Annotated in this window: 21 protein-coding genes and 1 tRNA gene; 4 read left to right on the top strand and 18 right to left on the bottom strand. The window is 55.0% G+C overall.

The genetic code is table 11. The annotated features are described in order from the left end of the window. Window positions 1-195 precede the first annotated feature (195 nt). Window positions 196-1,467 (bottom strand): IS110 family RNA-guided transposase, encoded by a 1,272-nt coding sequence (locus TBK1r_RS13220; RefSeq protein ID WP_145206998.1) that lies wholly within the window; start codon window positions 1,465-1,467, stop codon window positions 196-198. 408 nt (window positions 1,468-1,875) lie between these two features. Here TBK1r_RS13220 and TBK1r_RS13215 point away from each other — a divergent pair, with 408 nt between their 5' ends. Next, window positions 1,876-3,489 carry a class I SAM-dependent methyltransferase gene (locus TBK1r_RS13215; protein ID WP_419581309.1) on the top strand — a complete coding sequence of 538 codons (1,614 nt, stop codon included), beginning with the start codon at window positions 1,876-1,878 and terminating at the stop codon, window positions 3,487-3,489. A 761-nt stretch (window positions 3,490-4,250) separates the two neighbouring features. After that, window positions 4,251-4,324 (top strand) — tRNA-Pro (locus tag TBK1r_RS13210). On the opposite strand, the gene TBK1r_RS13205 is transcribed toward TBK1r_RS13210, so the two are convergent. The 15 genes from TBK1r_RS13205 to TBK1r_RS13145 form a co-directional block, all read right to left on the bottom strand. Further along, complete coding sequence (locus TBK1r_RS13205; RefSeq protein WP_145211161.1) at window positions 4,312-5,796, bottom strand: recombinase family protein; 1,485 nt, start codon at window positions 5,794-5,796, stop codon at window positions 4,312-4,314. The genes TBK1r_RS13210 and TBK1r_RS13205 overlap by 13 nt on opposite strands. A gap of 5 nt (window positions 5,797-5,801) precedes the next feature. Continuing rightward, window positions 5,802-6,005, bottom strand: coding sequence for a hypothetical protein (locus TBK1r_RS13200; protein WP_145211158.1), 204 nt, complete (start codon window positions 6,003-6,005; stop codon window positions 5,802-5,804). Between the two features lie 28 nt (window positions 6,006-6,033). Further along, a complete protein-coding gene (locus TBK1r_RS13195) occupies window positions 6,034-6,597 on the bottom strand; it encodes an MT-A70 family methyltransferase (protein WP_145211155.1) in 564 nt (187 codons plus the stop codon). Then, complete coding sequence (locus TBK1r_RS38580) at window positions 6,594-6,758, bottom strand: hypothetical protein (protein ID WP_419581308.1); 165 nt, start codon at window positions 6,756-6,758, stop codon at window positions 6,594-6,596. The genes TBK1r_RS13195 and TBK1r_RS38580 overlap by 4 nt, the downstream gene beginning before the upstream one ends. An 83-nt stretch (window positions 6,759-6,841) precedes the next feature. Then, window positions 6,842-7,174 (bottom strand): hypothetical protein, encoded by a 333-nt coding sequence (locus TBK1r_RS13190; RefSeq protein ID WP_419581307.1) that lies wholly within the window; start codon window positions 7,172-7,174, stop codon window positions 6,842-6,844. Window positions 7,175-7,245: 71 nt separating this feature from the next. Continuing rightward, window positions 7,246-7,506, bottom strand: coding sequence for a hypothetical protein (locus TBK1r_RS13185; protein WP_145211152.1), 261 nt, complete (start codon window positions 7,504-7,506; stop codon window positions 7,246-7,248). A 190-nt stretch (window positions 7,507-7,696) separates the two neighbouring features. Then, the gene (locus TBK1r_RS13180; protein WP_145211149.1) at window positions 7,697-7,981 is read right to left on the bottom strand and encodes a type I restriction endonuclease subunit M; all 285 of its coding nucleotides are present in this window, start codon (window positions 7,979-7,981) and stop codon (window positions 7,697-7,699) included. Between the two features lie 55 nt (window positions 7,982-8,036). Then, on the bottom strand, window positions 8,037-8,294 hold the full coding sequence (locus TBK1r_RS13175; protein WP_145211147.1) for a hypothetical protein: 258 nt from the start codon (window positions 8,292-8,294) through the stop codon (window positions 8,037-8,039). Between the two features lie 104 nt (window positions 8,295-8,398). Further along, entirely contained in the window at window positions 8,399-8,857 is a 459-nt protein-coding gene (locus TBK1r_RS13170) for a hypothetical protein (protein ID WP_145211144.1), read from the bottom strand. A 157-nt stretch (window positions 8,858-9,014) separates the two neighbouring features. After that, window positions 9,015-9,380, bottom strand: a complete 366-nt coding sequence (locus TBK1r_RS13165) for a hypothetical protein (RefSeq protein ID WP_145211141.1) — start codon at window positions 9,378-9,380, stop codon at window positions 9,015-9,017. 299 nt (window positions 9,381-9,679) lie between these two features. Then, a complete protein-coding gene (locus tag TBK1r_RS13160; RefSeq protein ID WP_145211139.1) occupies window positions 9,680-10,282 on the bottom strand; it encodes a hypothetical protein in 603 nt (200 codons plus the stop codon). Between the two features lie 32 nt (window positions 10,283-10,314). Beyond that, a complete protein-coding gene (locus TBK1r_RS13155; RefSeq protein ID WP_419581306.1) occupies window positions 10,315-12,999 on the bottom strand; it encodes a type IV secretory system conjugative DNA transfer family protein in 2,685 nt (894 codons plus the stop codon). A gap of 16 nt (window positions 13,000-13,015) precedes the next feature. Then, window positions 13,016-13,567, bottom strand: a complete 552-nt coding sequence (locus tag TBK1r_RS38575; RefSeq protein ID WP_419581305.1) for a hypothetical protein — start codon at window positions 13,565-13,567, stop codon at window positions 13,016-13,018. Between the two features lie 137 nt (window positions 13,568-13,704). After that, a complete protein-coding gene (locus TBK1r_RS13150; RefSeq protein ID WP_145211133.1) occupies window positions 13,705-14,340 on the bottom strand; it encodes a hypothetical protein in 636 nt (211 codons plus the stop codon). Beyond that, on the bottom strand, window positions 14,337-14,675 hold the full coding sequence (locus TBK1r_RS13145; RefSeq protein ID WP_145211130.1) for a hypothetical protein: 339 nt from the start codon (window positions 14,673-14,675) through the stop codon (window positions 14,337-14,339). The genes TBK1r_RS13150 and TBK1r_RS13145 overlap by 4 nt, the downstream gene beginning before the upstream one ends. 209 nt (window positions 14,676-14,884) lie before the next feature. Here TBK1r_RS13145 and TBK1r_RS13140 point away from each other — a divergent pair, with 209 nt between their 5' ends. Together TBK1r_RS13140 and TBK1r_RS13135 are read left to right on the top strand one after the other, a co-directional pair. Continuing rightward, window positions 14,885-15,928, top strand: coding sequence for a protein kinase domain-containing protein (locus TBK1r_RS13140; RefSeq protein WP_145211127.1), 1,044 nt, complete (start codon window positions 14,885-14,887; stop codon window positions 15,926-15,928). Continuing rightward, window positions 15,925-17,439 carry a hypothetical protein gene (locus TBK1r_RS13135; RefSeq protein WP_145211124.1) on the top strand — a complete coding sequence of 505 codons (1,515 nt, stop codon included), beginning with the start codon at window positions 15,925-15,927 and terminating at the stop codon, window positions 17,437-17,439. The genes TBK1r_RS13140 and TBK1r_RS13135 overlap by 4 nt, the downstream gene beginning before the upstream one ends. Window positions 17,440-17,445: 6 nt before the next feature. On the opposite strand, the gene TBK1r_RS13130 is transcribed toward TBK1r_RS13135, so the two are convergent. After that, window positions 17,446-18,417, bottom strand: coding sequence for a serine/threonine protein kinase (locus tag TBK1r_RS13130; RefSeq protein WP_145211121.1), 972 nt, complete (start codon window positions 18,415-18,417; stop codon window positions 17,446-17,448). A gap of 929 nt (window positions 18,418-19,346) precedes the next feature. Beyond that, a complete protein-coding gene (locus TBK1r_RS13125) occupies window positions 19,347-20,207 on the bottom strand; it encodes an ArdC-like ssDNA-binding domain-containing protein (protein ID WP_145211118.1) in 861 nt (286 codons plus the stop codon). Window positions 20,208-20,284: the final 77 nt, after the last annotated feature.

Below are 20,284 nucleotides of genomic sequence, written 5' to 3'. Positions count from 1 at the left end.
TCGCAATGAGGTTCAATTTGGCCAACGGCCATGCACAACCTTCTGACATGCAAAAGATGTGTAGATACCAATGCCCTGGGGGAGGGTGACGAAAACCCATTATGATCAACGGCTTAAAAACCGCACGACCCGTACGCGGGAGGGGCGAGCGAAGCGAGACATCTGAGCTCTGAGCAAGTGGCTTGTTTTCGGATTTCAGGAATTTTCGAGGTAGGGGACGATACCGGGTAATCGGCGTTTGAGAGTTTCAATGTATCGACCACAGTCGAACGGGATGCGGGTCTGCCAGACGCGGTAGAGAATCCGGATCCAACTACGTGCGAGCTTGCGTAGCACCGCGTGGTGTTTCATTCCTTGGGCTCGTAACATTTGGTAGCGAGCTTTGGTCCACGGACACCATGTCCGGGCTGCGGCTGCAAACTCATGAAAGGTTTGGCGAAGGTATTTCGGGCAGGCATAGCGCCGTTGAACATGACGCTGCTTTCCGCTTTGACGCGTGATGGGTGCGATTCCGCTAAAGGAAGCCAGTTCATCGGCATCGGACCAGCGATCACGCTGCGAACCGAACGCACACAGAAGTCGAGGCGCAAGTGCTGGGCCGGCTCCTCGGAGCGAGGAGAACAGGTGGGCATCGCCGTGAGCCTTGAACGACTCGCTAATCTGTTGGTCGAACTGCTCAATCGTTTTGATGGATCCTTCGATTTGCTGAGCCAAATGCTTAACCGTCATGGACATGGGAGTGATCAGGGCAGAGTCATCGCAGAGCAACGGCGAGCTACGAATGGCATCGAGGGCTTCTTTTTGCCGCTCCTCATTTCGGACTCCGTGTTCTCGCAGAACCCGAACAATCAACCGACGATCAGCACGACGGAGTTGCCTGGGATCAGGCCACCGCTTGAGTACAGCCAGTAGCAAATCCAGCTGGTGGGATTTGCCGAACAGCTCCAAAACTACAGGAAAATACTGTTTAAGTACGCTGATAAGCTGCTGACGCAGTTTTGTTTGGCTGCCTACGATGAAGCGTCTTTGCTCGCAAAGCCGGTTCAGCAATCGCGTCTGCTCATCATCAGGCAGCCATGCCTTAAGGGTCTCGATTCGTTCGCGAAGAAGCCTGGCCAGATACATCGCGTCGGTAGGATCACTTTTGCCATCGCCACCCGGATAGCTTTCTCGATAGCGAGAGAGTTGTTTAGGGTTAATCGGGTAGAGAACGATGTTCTGACGGAACATCAAGGCATGGATCAGGGGGCCCTTGGACTGTTCGAGCATGATCGCGATTTTCCCGCCCTTGGCTTTCTCAGTCATCTTGGCGATCCATTGGTTGATCGCTTCGGGGGTGTGGGGCAGTTCCATCGCCGATTCTCTGCCTTGAGAATCAATGATGTGGCAGTCATGTTTCTGATCAGCCCAATCGATTCCAACAAAAAGCGCGATGGATTGGTTGAGTGTGGGTGAATTGTCGTTCATGCTGTAGTCTCACCGAGTTGAAAGGCTTGTGTGATTGGTAGTCCAGCCTCACCCACTTCGGAAACCTTATAGAGAGCCCGCTAAGCTACATCTGAGTGATCCGTTTTGGGATGAAGCGAGCGGTGTGCTCGGAAGTCTCGCTAAGCCGTCATGCGGCTGGGGAGGGGATCCGTAGCACTCCGCTGGCTACCGCTTCAAATAATAATCAGCGCGGCGTTGAGAATCCGCCATGCCAAAGCTGCGCTGCGGAAAGGGCTGCGCGATGGCAAGGACGCTCAACGCCGAACACTGAGGAGATGCTATAAGGGGAGGGCTCTCACCGAGGCTCCCCAGCCGATCCCATCACCTCTCCATCCCGTCGCAATCCACCCCTCTCCTCTCCGCCAACCCCCAACCGCGTGCCCCTCGATGCCGTCCGAATCCACACCACCGTTCAGCTACGACGAGTATCCCTATGCCAGCTATCCCTATGCGTCCAGTCACCCGCGCAATCTAGCCGCCCTGGCACAACTCTTTGGGATGCAGCCGGCCGACGTTTCGCGATGTCGCGTCTTGGAAATCGGATCTGCCGCGGGAGGCAACTTGATTCCGATGGCAGCCCGTTTTCCCGGTTCCGAATTTCTGGGCTTGGACGCGTCGAAGCGTCAGGTCGAAGAGGGCAAGCCGGTCATTGACGCCTTGTCGTTGAGCAACATCACGCTTCGGCATCAAGACATTCTCGAATTCGATTCCAGCGAAGGCAAATTCGATTTCATTATCTGCCACGGAGTCTATTCGTGGGTTCCGCCAGAGGTTCAAGAAAAGATCTTATCCGTCTGCCGTCACCATCTCGCTGAAAACGGGGTGGCTTACGTCAGCTACAACACCTACCCCGGCTGGTACCTGCGACGCGGCGTGCGTGAAATGATGAGCTATCACGCATCGGGATTCGATGACACGCAAACCAAGATCAATCAGTCGCGCGCCCTCGTCGACTTTCTCGCCTCGGCGGTCCAGCAGAATCAAGACGCATATGAAAAACTGTTGCACGAAGAACTGAGCATCGTGCGGGCCAGCGAAGACAGTTATATCTACCATGAACATCTCGAAGACTACAACGAACCGCTCTTCTTTCACCAATTCGTGTCCCGCGCCGAGGCGAGTGGATTACGGTTCATGTGCGAAGCTCAATTCGCCAGCATGATTCCGAACGAGTACGGCGACGAGACGCGAGGGACGTTGTCGAAGATCGCGCCCGGCTTGGTTCAGATGGAGCAGTATTTGGACTTTCTTCGCAATCGAAAGTTTCGGCAATCACTGCTTTGCCACTGCGACGTCCAACTCGATCGAGCCATCGGTCCAGAACGGCTCAAGCGTTTGTACGTCAACTCACCGTTGGCCGAACAAGAGCCCGAGGACGCAGACGCGGACGAATCACGCGATGCCCATGTTTTCGAACACGCCTCTGGCCGCACCCTGACCGTCGGCAATCCGGTCCAGGTCCATGCTTTCCGCCATCTCGCATCGATCTGGCCCTGTGACATTTCGATCGATGCCTTGGCCGACATCGCTCGTCAAGCCATTCCGGCCGAGCAGCGACCTAGCGTCGAAGAGTGTCGTCATGAGTTGTACGAGACGTTTTTGGAACTGTATTCGTCCAGTCTCGTTGCGCTCTACGCGGCGCCGTCCGACTGCACCGTGGAAATCGGCCCGACGCCGGTCACAACCGAACTGATCCGTCATCAAGCCGAGCAGGACAGCCGGGTGACCAATCTGCGACACGAATCGGTTCACCTGGACGACTTCGAACGCGAGATCATCAAACGCATGGACGGCGTCGCAACGATCGATCAAATCGCCGCCGCGCTACTTGAGTTTGGAGTCGCGATGCAGGCGGAGTCACCGGACGCAGAATCGCCGGATCCGAAAACAGAACTCCAGTCGGTCACCCCCACCCAGGAGCAACTCCGCGCCGTCGTCGAGCAAAAGCTGCAACGATTCGCCCAAACCGGCCTACTCGCCTCACCCAATGCCCGACCGTAGCGGAACAAGCCAAGAGTCTCTCGACGCAATCGAACCACCCCCGAAATCAGCGGTATCGCGCGAGCCTACGGGCCCCTACTTTGCCACCAAACGGTACGCATTTGTTAGCGGTAGGGCGCGAGCCCTCCGGTCCGTCAACTACATTGACGCCCAACAGAGTGCATTGGATACCGGTGGGACGCCGACCCAATCCCACTAAGTTGACAGCAACGAGGAGGCGGCTCGCGCCGGCGCGAACCGGCTGATGTCGAACGACGATCAGCCGTTTGGCGCGAGCCTACCGGCCCCAACCCAAGGAACCGACGCCTCACTTTGCGGCAGACCGCGAGTCTTTCACTGTGTTCCAAGACCGACACCGGACGTCTCCCGCCGTTCCGCCATCTCATCCGATGCCCAGGAAACGGCATGGAGCGTCGACCGCCGGAGGGAATCCAGCGGGATCCCAAGGCTCCGGCGGCCCGACACCATGCCTCGGCCTTTGTCTCCAATCCGCCTTGTCTCCAATCCGGCTTGTGCGTGCCCGTCGGGCTTTCCGCGGAGCCAGCCAAGGACTTGGCAACCGCCATTCCGCCGGCGGGGGTTGGGGAGCCGGGAAAAGGCGGTCGGAGGAGTTTTCAGGTGGGTATTTGCAGCTCGGCGGGGCGAGGTTATATTACGCGTCCGTTCGGGTTGCGACGGTCGATTGATCGGGACGCAAGCCGAGCGAAGAGATCCGTGAGCGGGTGGATTTTCCAAAGAAACCCGCATCACAATCCCACCATCGGGGCGTGGCTCAGCCTGGTAGAGCGCTACGTTCGGGACGTAGAGGTCGCTAGTTCGAATCTAGTCGCCCCGACTATTCTTAGAAATGAGCCCTTCGGCCAGTACGTCGAAGGGCTTTCTTATTGTGGGGACTAGAGTTACGTCATCGAGGACGCAGTTCAAAAACACGATATCGAGGATCTGACGTTTTTCCATCACATCGGCGGTAAGCCATTTGCTAGTAAGGCTTTGCGAAAGTTCAAAAATTCTGCTCGCCAAGTCGGCATATTCGTCGTGGGAGCGGTCGAGAACGTCGAGTTGCAGCTTCATGTTACTGAGGCGATCACGTAATTCTGTTTGCTTCGCGGCGAACGTTGATTCGTCAATCTCTTCCGCCAATCGCATGTTGAGCAGACGGTCCTGCTGGCCGACTATCAGGGTCTCCTGACGCTGAAGTTCATGTCGTTGCGAGAGCGAATCCAACTGTGTATCGCGTGTCTTGGAAGCAAGCACAGTGCGGAACCATTCCTGCACGCCTTCGTCTTCGATCTTCATCTTGGTGAGAATCGCCATCACTTGAGAGTCGAAGTCAGCCTCGCGGACCCGGATACGTGGATGGTCGCCTTTGTTGTAGTAGGTGCAGCGATAGTAGATGTATCGCTTTGGCCCAGCTTTCGTCTGTTTCGTTTTGACTTCACCCGTGATTCGATGTCCACAATGTCCGCATTTGATGCGGTCTCCCGCGTAGGTCAGCTCATGGGACTGGTAAACGTGTCCGCCCAGAATGGTCTGAACGCGGTCCCACGTTGCTCGGTCAACCAGTGGCTCGTGCTTACCGGGATACCAGTTGCCCTTGTGTTCAATCTCTCCGATGTAGGCCCGGTCGCGGAGCATGTTGTGGAGGGAACTACGCGGAAACTTGTGGGTGGAGTCCCGGTAAATTAACCCCTCTTCATGCAACTTTTCGGCGAGTTGGTCGAGCGTCAGCGAATGGAAGGCGAATAGCTCAAAGATCCGTTTCACGGTTTTGCCGTTTCGCCGATGGACTTCCACGATGCCGCGACCGTTCTTACGAACGTTCTTGTAGCCGTAGGGAGCGAGACCGATGAACCAGCCTTCCTGAACGCGGCGAGCGAGGCCCTCGCGTACATCAACCGATTGCTGCTCGGTGTAGAAGCTGGCCATGTTGGCGAGCGTGCGACGCATCATGCGGCCAGCAGGATTGCTGTCGGTGGGTTGTGCGACGGAAATGAACGGGACGTTGTATTCGGATTCCAGACGTTCCAGCTCAACGTAGTCGTAAAGATTTCGTGCCGCCCGGTCGAGTTTGTAGAACAGCAGACCGTCAATTTCCAAGCAGTGCTTCTTGGCGTAACGTACAAGTTCTTTGAAGGTCTTGCGTTCATCGCTCTTGGATGCAGTTTCGGCGATGCGGAAGAAGCGGACAATTTCACCGCCCTGCAATTCCGCGTAGTGCCTGAGTGCGTCTTCCTGTACTTCGAGTGAGAATCCTTCTCGTTCCTGTTCGCGACTGCTGACGCGAGCTAAGGCGACGAACCGCTTCATTTTCACTACTCCCGACGAAGACAATCAATGACACCACCGACATTGTTGATGATCGCGATGGCATCGTCGCGGGTCAACTGGTTCGGGTAGTACGGTTGCCAGATTTCAATGGTCTTTTTCAGCAGTTCATCCGAAACCCAATCGGGCAGGTCGGAACGCGACCTCTGGTCACACTCTTCCTTTCGTCGATTGGTTTTCGGGTTTCGCATCAGTAAATGTCAGATTCGTTGGAGAGGGTTAAAACAAGCGACGTTCGACTTGGTTGCCGTAGACGGTCCACTGCGTTCGGGGATGCTCTTCGCGACCGTACAGTTCGAGATACGGCCCCGGACTGACTCTCTCGATGAGTTCACGAACCGCAAACGGTTTTCGGCTATGGCGCGTTCGTCGATGCAGCAACCAGCTACGACAGGTCTTGTCAGCAAACGGCAGGCTGCCTCGCACACCAAGAAGCAAGAATTCGTGTGAGACACGCCAGTAGTTGCCCATGCCGAGTTGTGGCTTAATCCAGATCAAACACGATTTGAATTGGAAGCCCCATGCGTCCATGACATCGAATGCTTCTCGAAGAAACGCATTCGTTGTCCAGAGGTGCAAGTGAGCGTTGTTCGCAATCAACTGGCTAACCGGTTCTGAACAGATCGATTCGAGATCCATCGTCGAATAGTGATTGTCGGCGGCACCGCGAGCCGCCTTGTTGGAATAGGACCAAGGCGGGTCAGCGTAGACCGTGCCGAACTTCGACCCGGAAGAAACAAGCTCTTCGAGGCTTTCGACGATGCTTGGGAGCCGTTCGTTCATTCGGCGGCTTCCATGCCTTGTGTGACTCCACTCTCCTGCTCGATCATCCACGTGTGGGCTTCGTCAAGCAGGAAGCGAACGAACGGGATGTCGTCGCGGCCAAGACGAGTTGATTCGTGCCACAAGTCACCGTTCTTATAGAGGCGATGTAGGGAAAGCATGTGGCGAATTGTGTCGCCTGACTTCGCACGACGTATGCGAACAATAAGAAGCCCCTGCCGGATTTCGTGTACGAGTTTTGTTCTCATTGGTTGGTGGCTCCATTTACGTTGTTGTTGGTGGACACTTCGGCAATAGCGTCATCAAGCCCTGCTGCGAGGCGAAACAACAGATTGCGACTTTCCTCATCCATACAGCCATCGTGAGCAAGTTCGGCTGACAAGACGCGAACCAACTTGACCATCGCGCAAAGGTCGTCGGGCGTGAACCATTGATTCACTCGGCCAGTGCGGTTGTTCAGGCGAGTGATGTTGAATCGGTAGTCAAAGCCCATCAGTTCATCGCCGGTCTTGTAGACCGATGCGGTTAGCTGCTCGGCTCCAACCATCGTGTATGGCTTTCTTGATTTGTCAGGCATCGTGTGGCTGTCGATTGGCAATGTTGAATTGAAAATGCGTGGAGAGCTGTCACTCTCTCCACGCGGATTTGCTATTGGTCGTAGTCTGGTGCATCAGAGAAGCACTCTGACAATTGATCCTGCACCGAACGCCAACCCGCATCGCGGGCGGCGTCGAGCAATTCGTCGATAAGCTCAACCGCGTGCTCTTGCGGATACAGCGGGTAGCGACGATTGATGGCGGGCGGATTGCATTTCATGCGTTCCACCTGCTCTTCATGCAGAATGTGAATTGCTTCAAGCACATCTTCAGGTATCAGCCGAACCAATAGTTTTTGATAAAGTCGTGTCATTGTTCTTCTCCGAAGGGGAAGTTCACGTGTGACAGAGGGGCGTGAACTCCCCGTTTTTCAATCGCCCCTCCCTGACAGTTGCCTGTCAGGGAGAGGTAAGTTGGAAAAGTGCCGGGCTGACACGAACAGCCCGGCGTTACCGTGGGTAAAACCCATGTCGTTCCCTGAACGACGAAAACCGATTAGCGACTCAGTACTCTTCAGGAAGAAGAATTGTGGTGTAGGAGCGATCTGCTTCCGTGATGATCCAGAACTTCGTTTTGTCCGAAGCGTGGTAGACCGAGAACAATCGGAAGCCTCGCGCGAGCGATTCTTCGTTGGTCTTTCGGTCTCCATCACAAACGTCACCCCAGTCACCTTGAGCATGTCTCAGCAACGCGGTCAGCATTTCATCTGCCGAAATCGCCAAGTGAACTCCCTTGGTCATCACAATTCTTCCCAGCGGAAAGAGTGCTATTTGGTTGACATCTTCCATAGCGTTTTCATCCGTGAAGCCGGTGGGTGAACCCCACCGGCAAGTTGATAATCCATTACTCTTGGTTGGCCTCACGCTTGGCCTTTTCGGCCTGCCTGAGACACCATGAGAACGCCAGTTCCGACGCCTTGGCGACGAACAACAAGTCGTCACGTCGAAATGACGTGGTGTCCTTGTATTCTTCGCCATCACGATAGGTGCGGGTGATCGTGACGCTGAGCCACGACCCGTTCTTCTTCGATTCGTTCTTCCAAACGGAAGCTCGAATACCGTTACCTACTGCGAAACGCTTAATCGGTGCATTATTTGCCATGATTTCTCCTTGTGTGTTATCCACACTGTGTTCGTTCGCTGATGGAGCAGGCCCTCCTGTCTCCGCCAGCACGTTTTGTAAGAGCCAAAGCCTCATTGCTCTGGCTACTGTGTTAGCTCGCTAACGCGAACCCGAACGTCGTCGAAGTCGTCGAGTCTTTTCCGAGGTCGACTCTTCTTCGGCGTTCTCTTTTTGTTGGGGGACTGTTCAACTTTCACGAGGGTATCCCACGCATGAACTGCAACTTGCGGTGCATGGAATAGCCACAAACCCGCGACGATGCCGATCAAGACAAGACGTACTACGAGTGCGGGCAGTCCAATGACGAACCCAAGTGCCGAGCGTAGCTCGACTGGTGTGCCTCGCTTACTAAGCTGAACATCTACCTGCGAGTATCCTCGCTTGTAGAGCCATCCGAAAAACTCACCGGCATATCCTGCGACCGCCTCAATGGCGTACAGCAGGTAGCGTGTGAACTTCACGGAATGATCAAGAGCGTCCGAGACACCCCAACGTATCTCGGCTGCCATTCCTTCAAGGCATTCTGTCAATGTCACTTTCATGACAATCCTCCGGTTGACGCCGCTGGTTCATTCCAGACGACGTTTGATTGACAAGCACTTGCAGCGCGTGCCAAGCAATCAGAGTCAGATGCCTACCCGTTGTTTTTTCTGCTCTCGGGCCGAGAGACGTTTTCAAACCCGCGTGGGGATTGAGTGATTAACGCGTTGCGTTTGTTCGCTGGGGGATGTGTGCGACGATGTTAAGCAGTTCCGTAAATGCGACGACGTTCAAGTGGACGCCGCTGCCTTTTAGCGGGCGCAGTGCCTCTGCCAAGCGTTGTTGTTTTGGATAAGTTGGAACGATCCAAGTGATTTCAAAATCACCGTTGCGAATTAGCTCGCGGAATCCATCCTGACGTTGGTACTTCTGGATGCTTCGTTGAGTTCGAGCGGCAATCCGGTTGATTTTTGATTGCCCAGCGTCGACACGGATACTTCCCAGTCGTGTCGACTGCGATTTGGCATCCACATAATGACCCGCTGGAAGGCCATGCCGGAACAACTTCGGGAAATAGGTTTCCATTTCCGCTTGCGTGACAGCCGACCGAGACTCAGAACCGTGGCAGAACGTGAGTGTGCCCAGTGAGCGTGCCAGCGACCGATCCGAAAGCGGTTTCGGATTGGCTGTTGTCCAGTAGCGAAGACCGCAAACGTGGTGCCATTCGCTGATGTGGCCAGCTCGCAGCAGCAAGTCAATCGCGAGCATTGCGAGCTCGCGGTCAGTGACGGGCAAGCAGCGGTCAACTGCGAGCGTGTATCGGTCGATGGACTCAAGAATGAGCCTCTGGGGTTTCATGTTGAGTGTGTTGATATTTTGCATGATTACCACAGTTCGTAGGGAAGTTCGGCAGACTGACAGTGCCGGTGAAATGATTCGATTTGCTCCAGTGAATACCGACCTGCTGACTCGATGACGCAGGTGACATTTCCTTCGTCGTCAAACAAGAACGCATCGGGGTTCTTCACGCCACGTTCAGCGATTGCCACGGCGTCTTCGCCGAGCCATGTGTTAGCCAGTTCCGGTTCCGTAGTCCGATAGCGGGCATAAACACCTGCCAAGAGCAGGTCGTGGTTTCGGTGATTCGTTGGCGGTAAGCCGCCAGCCGATGAGCCAAAGAGTCGCGCAGCTTTGTGGGTCGCTGCGACGACGGGCGTCGGTGTCGGAGGTTCGCCCCATCTGTTCTGAACAACGTCAGTGAGATGTATGAAGTCAGGCGCTGGCTGCTGAGGAGTCCAAGCTGCGAGCGGTTCCTCGCCGATGGGAGATGCGGGCAGATTCCACACATCGCCGACGAGCAGACCGGCACCGATAAGCCGCTGGATCGCGTCGATGACCGCACCGGACGAGCCAAACTGGTCAGCCCAGACGCGGTGAATGTGTGCCAGCGACAAGAGACGCACACGGCATGTGAGCGTTTCCATCAAGTCGTAGATTGGTGTTGTCCAAGTTCGTTGAATCATCCTTCTGCTCCCGCTGTCGAGCTTGAAGAATCAAGCGGATGGTCTTTCAGGTACTGGTCGAACATGCCAACCGAATCAGAATTCGCGGGCTTGTTGCCTGTTTTTGCCTGTGGCTTCGCTCGGCCTCTTGACTTTCTTCTCCGCTGCTTCTTCGGCTTGTTCGATGAGCGTGCGGGATTCGACTGCGTCTGTGGTTCCGGGCCAACTGTAATGGTCTCCTTTGAGATCGACGGAGAAGTGTTCGGCTTGCGTCCGCGATGAGGAACTTCCGGCTGCGGGCGTTCCCAGTCCGACGCCAGAAAAGTCCCGACATCGGTTGATGGCCACGGGGTGGCTTTTCGTTCGCTGTATTCCTCGGCGGAGATGTGAAAGTCACTTTCGATGATGACTGGCATTCCGCCGTATTGGGCGTAACCCGCTCCACGATTGATCAATACAACGCTCTTGCGGTCGTCGTCACTGACGAGCTTGATGTCATTCTTGGTCAGCCTTGGAGCAATGAAGTCGTTGCGTGAACGACTGGTGCTGGTGGTCGTGCCACGGTCGCTAACAGATTGAGAAACAGTGATGGAGTCCATCGTATCGACGGTTTCACCGCTCGCTTTTGAAAGCCGTTCCTGATCGTCCCAGCCCGAGATGGCGAACCACTGTCGATAGCGGCAGTTCGTTTCTAATGTTGACGTCAGGTCGTAACGAACCAGATCCTGCATGGATTGGTTCGCAAGAATCACTGCGACGCCCATGCTGCGGGCAAGTTGCAGCAGATAGTCGAGATTTCGCGATGCCATGCGCTGAAACTCGTCGACAACCAGATAGACCGGAACCTTGCGTTCGGTGAGCGTTGCGGCTGTGAGCAGCATGTAGCTGGCGAGTCGGCCGATTTCAGGTGAAGACCCCGGCCCGAGTGTTGCAGACAAGCTGAAGTAGTGGGCTTCCGGGTGCAGGAATAATCGCGTCGGGTCGATGCAGAGATCAGCAACCGCTTGATTCGGAGTGCAATTGTCCGTGATATTCAGGGCCGCGATGGATGCCAGTCGCGTCACTGACATCTTGACGTGGTTGCCAGCGTCTTTTGATTTGTCATCGAGTCCATGTCGTTTGGGCGATGAAATGACGTATGCGATTTTGTCTCGAAGCTGCTCAAAGTTGCTGATCTGCGGAAAGTGGCTGACCGTGGCATAGAGAACGGAAGCATTGGCGGAACTGAAATAGCCTTCGCCATAGTCGCTGCCGTAGTTCAGCCCCAACGCACCGCAAAGAATGTCGGTCTTCTGCAATTCGTTGAGACGACCCCAGCAGGGAAGCTTGAACGGATTGAAGCCATAGGTGGCAAGGTCGTCACGCTGCGTGAAGTAGCGCACCGGCACGTCGGTACCGTTCAATGCCTTGGCTGTTTTTGCTCCCTGCTTGAGCGTTTGAAGCAGCTCCGGGGAATCACCCTTGAGATCGAGAACCATCACGCTGGCGTTGCCGCTGCCGATGACCTGTTCAATAAACGGTGACAATCCGCGAGCGGTCTTTCCGGAACCGCTGTCGCCAAGGAAATGTGCGTGCTCGCGAAACACCTCCGATGGAACAAGCATCGGTGACTGATCGAAAGTCACACGTCCGAGATAGAGACTCTCTCGCTCGATGTCGTTTTGTGATGACCGGATTCGGTTGGTGATCTCTTTCCATTCACTGGCCGGAACAAAACTCGGCTTGGGTATCGAGAGCCGACCAAACACGGGAGTCCCCACAATGACGATTGCCAGAAACACAAGCAGAACGGGTATCAGGGCCAGCCCTGCACACAGCAGAAGCAATAGGCCAATGCTAAAGAACAGTTCGAGCAGGTTTCCGGACTGGAGTACGTTTCCGAAGCTGACGGACACCTCAGAAACCTGAAACAGATTGGTGACGCGAAAGAATGCGAACACATTGAGCAACACCGCAATCACGAGCACCGTCAGCCGTCGGCGACAGTTGCCGGATGGACTCACCAGCACACCAGCCAGTGGCTCATCGTCTCGGTTGTAACTGCACCAACTGTTGACCGCCGATTGAAACCCTCGAACGAAGCTATCGGGTGAACTGCCGCAAGCGGCGGTCATGATCAACCAACCAACGGTTGAAATCAGCAGCAAGATCGGCGTGTGCTGAGGAATCAAGACGCTGAGAGCAATTGGCACAAGTAACAGGCTGCTAGCCAAGGTCTGCCAACAGAGTGCTTCACGAGTATCCCATGCTGTGTCGACGGATGTTGGCGAGACGGTTGCCACGAACGCGAAGTGTCGAACGACTTCTCTCGCGACCAATGCGGTTGCCGTGAGTGCCACATAAACCTCGATCGCGACGGGCACAGGAAACAGATGGTAAACCCACGAGATACAAATGACTGCAACGCTGACATCACGGATGGCAACAAGATGTGATTTCACACGTCGCCACGCCACAAACATGAATAGCCCGGCGAGCAACATCACGAACAGCGTTACATCGAAGACAAATAGCTGAACCCAGCAGCACAGCAATGCCGCAAAGCTGGCGAACACCAATTCCTTCAGGACTTTGACTGTGAATTCCGCATCGTCATTGTCGACGCCACGGTAGTAGGCGAATTCCAGTTCCAACGGCTCGGCTGGAACCAGTTGATGTTGGATTGGGTTGCCAGACGACTGTCGATAAACGCTTCTGGGCATAAGGTGAATCCCTTGATTAGTTGGCTCGAAGTAACAGAAAGGACAGACGGGGTATGACGGCGATGTGGACTCGTACCGCGTTGGTGCATCCGCAGGAAACCAAAGCCTTAGAAATTGCTTTCGATTTCTCTTCGCTTGTCGTGAGAACGACGACTTGGAATCGCGAGGCCGCAGCCAACTCAGAAATCTGAGGAACATCAAGGCGTTCATGAGACGCTTGCGTTGTCTTGCGGGCCACATGCTGCGGCGAACCACCAAGGTCTACTCGAACCAATTCCAGTTGGCCCGTTGCGTCCACACAGTAAGGCGACTGAGACAAGTCGTGAGGAAGCCAAGGCATATACTGGGCAACTTCGGCGGCGATGAGTCGGCGACGGCGAGCACTGCCACTGGTGGCGTAAACCAGAGTGGCGTAGTCGGTCGGTAGCGATTGTGGCCCAAGCGGTTCACTGAGCCGTGCTGACAAGCCGAGTGAATTGACGGCTTGGCTGCCAAGACGGAAGTAAGTTTCCGGCGGAACGAGGACATTGCGGCTGAGAATTTGATTTGAGCAAAGTCGGGCGGTCACCTTCGCTACGGCGTTCAAAGAGCGTCCGGGAAGAAGCTGCGAGGCGATGATTCGATTTGTTGCGAGACGATAGCGTCGGACGAATTCGACGATCGCAAGGTCTCGGGTTCGGAAGGTCTGTTCAGGCATCGGTGCGTTTACCAAATCTGATAAGGCAGTCCTCGCAGGACAGCGTCGTCATGGAAAGCGGCAATACGGTCGGCTTCGTAGTCGCCGCCGAATTCAATGAGCATTGCCGGTTGGTCGTTTGAGTCGACGAGAACGGCATCGGGCATTGACTGCCCCGGTTCGTTGTCAGTGATCAGGTTCTCGCCACGCCATGCTTTGGCGTAGCTCGGGTGGTTGCAGCAGAACCACAGCCAGACTTCGGAAACGCCAAGGTCGTGGGACACCTGAGCCGACATCACCGTCTTGTTGCGACCACCGAAGTGATTCACGGTGATGTCGGTCGGCAGAAAGATGACGGTTGAACGAAGTGCTCGATAACGCCACCGACTCTGCAACTGAAATGCAATCTGGCTGGCATCCGGGTTCTCGTCGCCCGGCTGCCAGACAAAAACCGGACTCAGTAGCTCCGGCAGGGGCCTTGCCATCACGACGTTGCGCTGAAGCAAGCCCATGTCGACGAAGCGATTAAGTCTTCGCCTCGCATTGGCGACGTCGCCCGCCCAAAGTGCGTCGGCCAATTGACGCTGACCAAAAAGCCTGACTTGCAGGCCGAGTGCTCTGAGCACAGTGACGTCTCGATCGGTGAACTGAGTCCGCTTCTTCATTCGGCCAGTTCCCCGTTGTCTGCCGCATCTTCAGTTTGAACCGGCTTCTTCTTGCTCCGCTTCTTTTTCGCGGTGGTGGCGTCCGGTAGTCCAATTGCCAGTCCCGAAATGCTTTGGCTGTCATCCGTCAGGCGTTCGCAGATTCCCGGAGCGGAGCTGAACGGGTCGTTCAGCGTCATTTCTGAAGCTTCGTCTCGAATCAGCTTGGCCAAATGGGGTTTGCCGGCAGCTTCATAACGTCGAGCTTGCTCTTCTAATTGGTTATGATGTTCTGCGTGACCGAGAATGAGCATGCGTTGCAGAGCGGAAGCCATGAAGCTGCCGATGCTGGGCAAGGCTCGTTCAACAAGTCGGTCCGTGATCCATTGCGTCGTTTTCTGGAGCATGGCGAATCCTGTCAGGGGTTGAGGAACAACTGTCCGGGAACGTCAATCAACCCGGAGTGACAGAATTATTCGCGACCTGCGGTTCACGCTAAATTCAAGCTGATGCAATCTGCGAACAAGTTGCCTGCATCACGAACCAAGTCGCGATTCCCCCAACAATGGCAAAGAAACGTCTGCAACACGGAAGAACCGTTGAGATCAACGTCGACAAGTTGTCGGCTGCGATGGATCATCGCGGCCTGAGTGTTGAGCAGTTGAAGGAACTGGCTGGCGTATCAATTGGCACCGTCAACAATTTGCTGGCTGGAAAACCCGTTTACCGAACCACTGCAACTCAAATTGCCGAAGCCCTTGAAACGACGCTCGGCGTGCTCATGGGGGCATCTGCTTCAAGCGGCGGCGCTGCGACGGTCCATGAGTATCTGGTCTCCGACGTGCTGACCGATTGGATCGCTGCGTCCAACGGTTTGCGGTTTCAGATTTGTCACTTGCGTCATCTGGAACTCGATCGACAGGCTCGCGGGAAGCGGTTTGATCTGCGACAAATGACCACCGACGAAGAGCAGCGGTGTCGCACTTGGATCAAACGACATCCAAACGTCTGCGAATCGCTTCAGGATCACCCAAACATTGCTCGCAACCTGACAGCGTTTCACGATCCGGCTGAGAGCTTCTATTGGGTGATTGACGAATGGATCGAGGGTGAATCGTTAAAGCGAAATCTCGGTCGGAAACAGTTCTCGGCAGCGGAGGCGAAAGGACTGTTGCTTGATATAGCACGCGGCCTGCAAGGGCTTCACGAAAAGGGAATCATTCGCCGAGAGCTGAATCCAACGACAATCCTGATTCGGAGTTCAGACCGTCGGGCGATTCTCACCGAGTTTGAGTTGGCGAAGCTGATTGATCGTGGCCCTACGGTGTCAACAGATGATTGGCCCGTCGACCCGTACCGTGCGGGTGAAGCGGACGCTGATGACGTGGATTTGCGAGCTGACATCTACAGTTGGGCACGGATTGGGATTCATGCCTTGTTTGGTGAGTTACCCGAAATTGGACAGGAGAATTCGGCGCTCGAACAGATTGCAATTCCATCTCTGGTTCGCGACTGCTTGGGCAAGTCGGCTGCCGTTTTTCGTAGCGACCGGCCGAATTCGGTGGACGAAATCATTCATGTGATCGAAGAATGGAGTGTTGGGTCGTGAACGACGGGGAACATGATGACTGGCAGGAGTCGATCGCAGATTACTACAGTGAAATCGACTACATCCGCGAAATGCTCGACCCCAAGAAGCGGTTGCTTGAATCGGCGGTTTTGGTCGAGAAGATCATTAAGACTTACTTCCTACGTTCAGACCGAGAAAAACACGGCCTTGGAACACTGCTCCGCATGCGACGACAGTTTCTCGGCCGACAACTGTTCGACAACGCGGACTTCGCTGTCGAGATGAGAAACCGAGTTTCTCACCATACTCGCCGCCGCAACCCGACTGACGAAGAGCTGGAAAAAGCCACACGCGTTTTTCTCGAAGTGGTCCGCAAGCACGTTGAGGAAATGGAAAGCAGGTCCGCAAGCACACGTCCATCGACGAATGCTCCGCAGATTCCTGAGCCTGAGAGAAAGTCGAAATCATCATCGCTTCGGTTCGAGACAAATTCCTCGAATGAATCGGAACCGAAGACCTACGCGACAGAGATTGAACGCGAATCACGACCGCTGCTGGAGGCTGCCGACGATGACCCCGAGGTAACTGCTTCAACAATTGCGGAATACACTTTCTGTCCGCGTGCGGGAATTTTGACACACGAAGGCGGATTCTCGGACCCGGAAGAGGAGTTGCCGTCCTCCGCATTGCTTCCGTGGTACAAGCGGGAAGCGATCGAAGAAGCCTACATCCATGCGCTGTACACTCTATTTGCGATGCCAGTCGGACTGGTCGTTACCTTTGTCATTGTGACATTGATGATGCGGGGACACGCTCTTTATTTCGCCGCAGTGCTTCTACTTGTTGCAATCTGGCTCTTCTTTGCCGTAAAAGCCTTCTGGAACTGGCGTGACATCGGCCATCGAAGACTTGCTGCATTGCTTGCGACGGAATGCAACCCTGTTTCCGGCAAGAACGCATTTCAGCCAGTGGACTGGTGGGGCCTTCTGTTGGCAGGATACGAAGTTCGTCGACTTGAAGACCCATTAAAGGACGAGCGTTGGAAGCTCAGCGGGAAACCTCGGCGAATTTTAGACAAAGGCACGATGAGCATTCCGGTTCATCGCATCAGAAAACCGGACGGGCCAATACTACCGCAGCATATCGTGCGAGTTATGGCCCACTGCCATCTCATCGAAAGGACGGAAGGGGCAGACAGTCCATTCGCGATTATTCTGTTCGGCAACACCTACCAAGGAATGACGGTGCCCAACACAGCAGAAAATCGAGAACGCTTTTACACAGCTCTTGAACGTGCCCGCGCAGCGATCATCGCATCAGACAACGGTGAACGACAACCACCCGAACCCATCACCGGCAATGCTTGCAGCGCCTGTCATTTCGGGCATCCCAGATCGGTCGCATTGGAAGACAAGACGATGCGTTACGGAGAACCGCTTGATCCGGTGCTGTTCCACAATGGCAAGAAGGTCTTTCACTGCGATTGCGGTGATCGGTTTCACTGGAAGCCGAAACACGAGCGGACCCGAAAGATGCGAAAGCTGGAATGACCTTTGTTAGCCGAGTCGCCGCTGAATCCAATCGATCACCTGCGAGCCGAGCCGCTTCTTGTTTCCGGTCTTCGCAGTTCTCCGGATTTCGGTCATCGCAGAGTTCCAAGCATCGAGCCACCGGCCTGATGTCTCGAACCGATCATTGGCGTCGATGGCAAGCGATTGAGCGAGCAAATCGTCGATGGGTCGCCAGATTCGCTTGGGGATCTCATCTCTCTCCGGGCTGATTTTACTGGCTGGAACCAGTTGTGACCCCGACTTAACGGGGTCAGGCAGCATTCCAACTTTGCCACCGTGACCGTCGTACGGAATTCTGTCGGTCAGAATTTCATACAGGACGACCCCCAGTGAAAAGCAGTCTGCCCGAAAATTGACGTGGGCATCACCCCGTAAGAACTCTGGTGCGGAGTACACGCCGCTCATACCATCGCCCTCGTCCCGCTGAGTGGTACGCTCGATTGTCCATGCGTTGCCGTAGTCAATCAGCACGAGACTCGTCCGTTTGGTGAGAATCAAATTGGCGGGTTTGATGTCGCCGTGGATGATCTGCTTGTTGCGATGAAGATGCCGCAGAGCATGGGCGACTCCTTTCACCAGTCGCACCGCTTCGGGAGCTGCAATCCGCTGTTTGTTACGGTCACGGATTCCGTTCAGCACAGTTCGCAAGTTGAAACCGTCAATCCACGGCAAGATGATATAGACATCGCTACCGTCACGATGACATTCGAGAATCTGAAGAATCTCGTTATCGCCTCGCGTGAGTCGTTGCAGAGTGCGAACGCGGTCAAAGCCGCCAGATGAATTCGGCAGGATGTGCAATGCTCGCATCTGCTTTGCACCTGCGTCGAAGACTTGGAATGCACGACGTCCCGAAGTGCCGATCTTGGCCACAGCAAGGTAGGTGCGGCCCCCGATGCGAAAACGTTCGATGACCGGATATTCGGTCCCTCGATATCGAATCGAACGGTTCTGCATGGGGCAAATTCTTTCTGCGTGAAGCGATGGCAATTCTGACTCACAGAACGAAGTGTACCGCAAAGTGTTGCCAAACACCTGTAGCTAACACCTGCCAGTGCCAAGCGACCTTAAGTCGTTTGGCACAAAGGAAGTCAATGGAATCAGGAGCGGAATGTCAGCGGGTCACCCGAGGTTCCAGTGTAGGTTCCGGTTTTCTCGGTGGGGTACGGGCCGCAGCGCGGCCCGAATCTGAGAGCGGCGAACGGTAGTGAGCCGCTGACCGCCGGAGCGTACAGCGTAGGCGGAAGACGACCGCAGGCTGCCCCAGCAGGCTCGGTCGTGAGTCGAGCGTCCCAGCGAGACGGGCGGGCGTTCAAGCCCGCAGCGAACCGCCCCAGCGGTGAGCGTCACGTTCCGTACAGGAACGGTGGAGCGTTCAGCGGAACAAAGCCGAAAGTCTGGCCCCAGCCAGACTGAGAGGCGCTGAAGAGGTGGGCCGGGAGCGTTGAAACGACGGTCGACCGAAACTGCCGAGAAAGCACTTGGGAAGTGTCAGTCACGGGCGGACGTCGCTTCAACCGAGTGGCTCAGACAGCTTCAATGAGTGCGTGACTCTTCCGTGAAACGGAAAGGCACAAGCGAGTCGGCGGGGTGGGCGAAGGGCAATCTCCTGATCGCGAACGCGGTCGGGAATTGTTCGTAGCCAAGCGACGGCCGAGGTGTTCCGCAGAATGAAGTCTGCGGAAACCGAGCAGGAGCCTCGACGACCGGATCGCCCGCAGGGCGATTCATTCTATCCCGTTTTTTTAGCAAGAATGTAACTCGACAATCGGTTAGCGTGTCAGTCGTCACGCTAATCGGGGTAACGTCGATGGAAGGTTGAGAGAAAAGCGACCACGGGACGGAGTCAACTCGCATTCCGTTTTGCGGTCGCCTGAACGTTGCGGCTAGGCAGCCAAAGTTGGTTGCCGTTTCGATTCTTTTTTGTTTTCAGAGTCGCTTCGACAAACCGGCGGTTGCTCGTTGCCCAACAAGTCACTGAGAATTCCGGATGCACATTTCTGAATCCGTGTCATGGAATTCGCAAAGACTTCGCTGTCACCGTTGTGCAGGTGAATGTAGTCGGCGGAATGTTCGATAGCATCCATCCCGAGAGCCTGACACACGACTTGAGCAACCGCCTGAGCTTCTGTTTCCATCACAGAATGCTTCAACCGCTTTCTCGTCTCTCGATCCGGGTGCAGGAGTTCGTGTGCGAGTTCATGGATAAGAACCTCCAGTCGCATGGGCGGCTTCAGACCGGAAAGGACTGTAATCTTCTTGACGGACGACGCGCCATAAGCACCGCCACCAAGCAGGCCATATTTCAAGTCAATTCCCTTGGACTCAATCAGGCGTTCAACCGGTTCAATCCACTGTGCCGCACTGCCAGTCGGTTGAGTCAAACTCGGCAACTCATCTCCTTCGGTCTGACTGATATCGAAAACGTGAACGACACGGAAGCCACGGATTTCCTTTTCATCAGTGACGGCATCCTTCTTTCGGAACGCCAGCGGGGCTGTTATGCCAATTCCTTTCTCACCCTTCTTGACAGACCTTCCGACCGATTTCCAGCCGTGGAAGCCCATTACTTTCGTTGCATCAGGGAACTGCTGTGCAATCAGCAGGCAGTTGTTAAAGCTGTATTTGTTGAACCGAGCCATCAACTTCAGCACTTCTTCCAGCCGTACAGAACGTCCTTCCGCAAGAGCGGTATTCAATTCATTGATCCCAGTCGACACCAGTTTTGCGATTTCGTCTTTCTTCATCGTTTCGTTCCTCTGATTTCGCTGCATCCGACATTGCAGCAATCTGTTTTCAGTCGGCCTGTCGGTGGCCACCCCGA

Source organism: Stieleria magnilauensis, assembly GCA_007753675.1.
In the GTDB taxonomy this organism is placed as follows: domain Bacteria; phylum Planctomycetota; class Planctomycetia; order Pirellulales; family Pirellulaceae; genus Stieleria; species Stieleria magnilauensis.
This window is presented reverse-complemented; position numbering and strand designations above follow the sequence as displayed.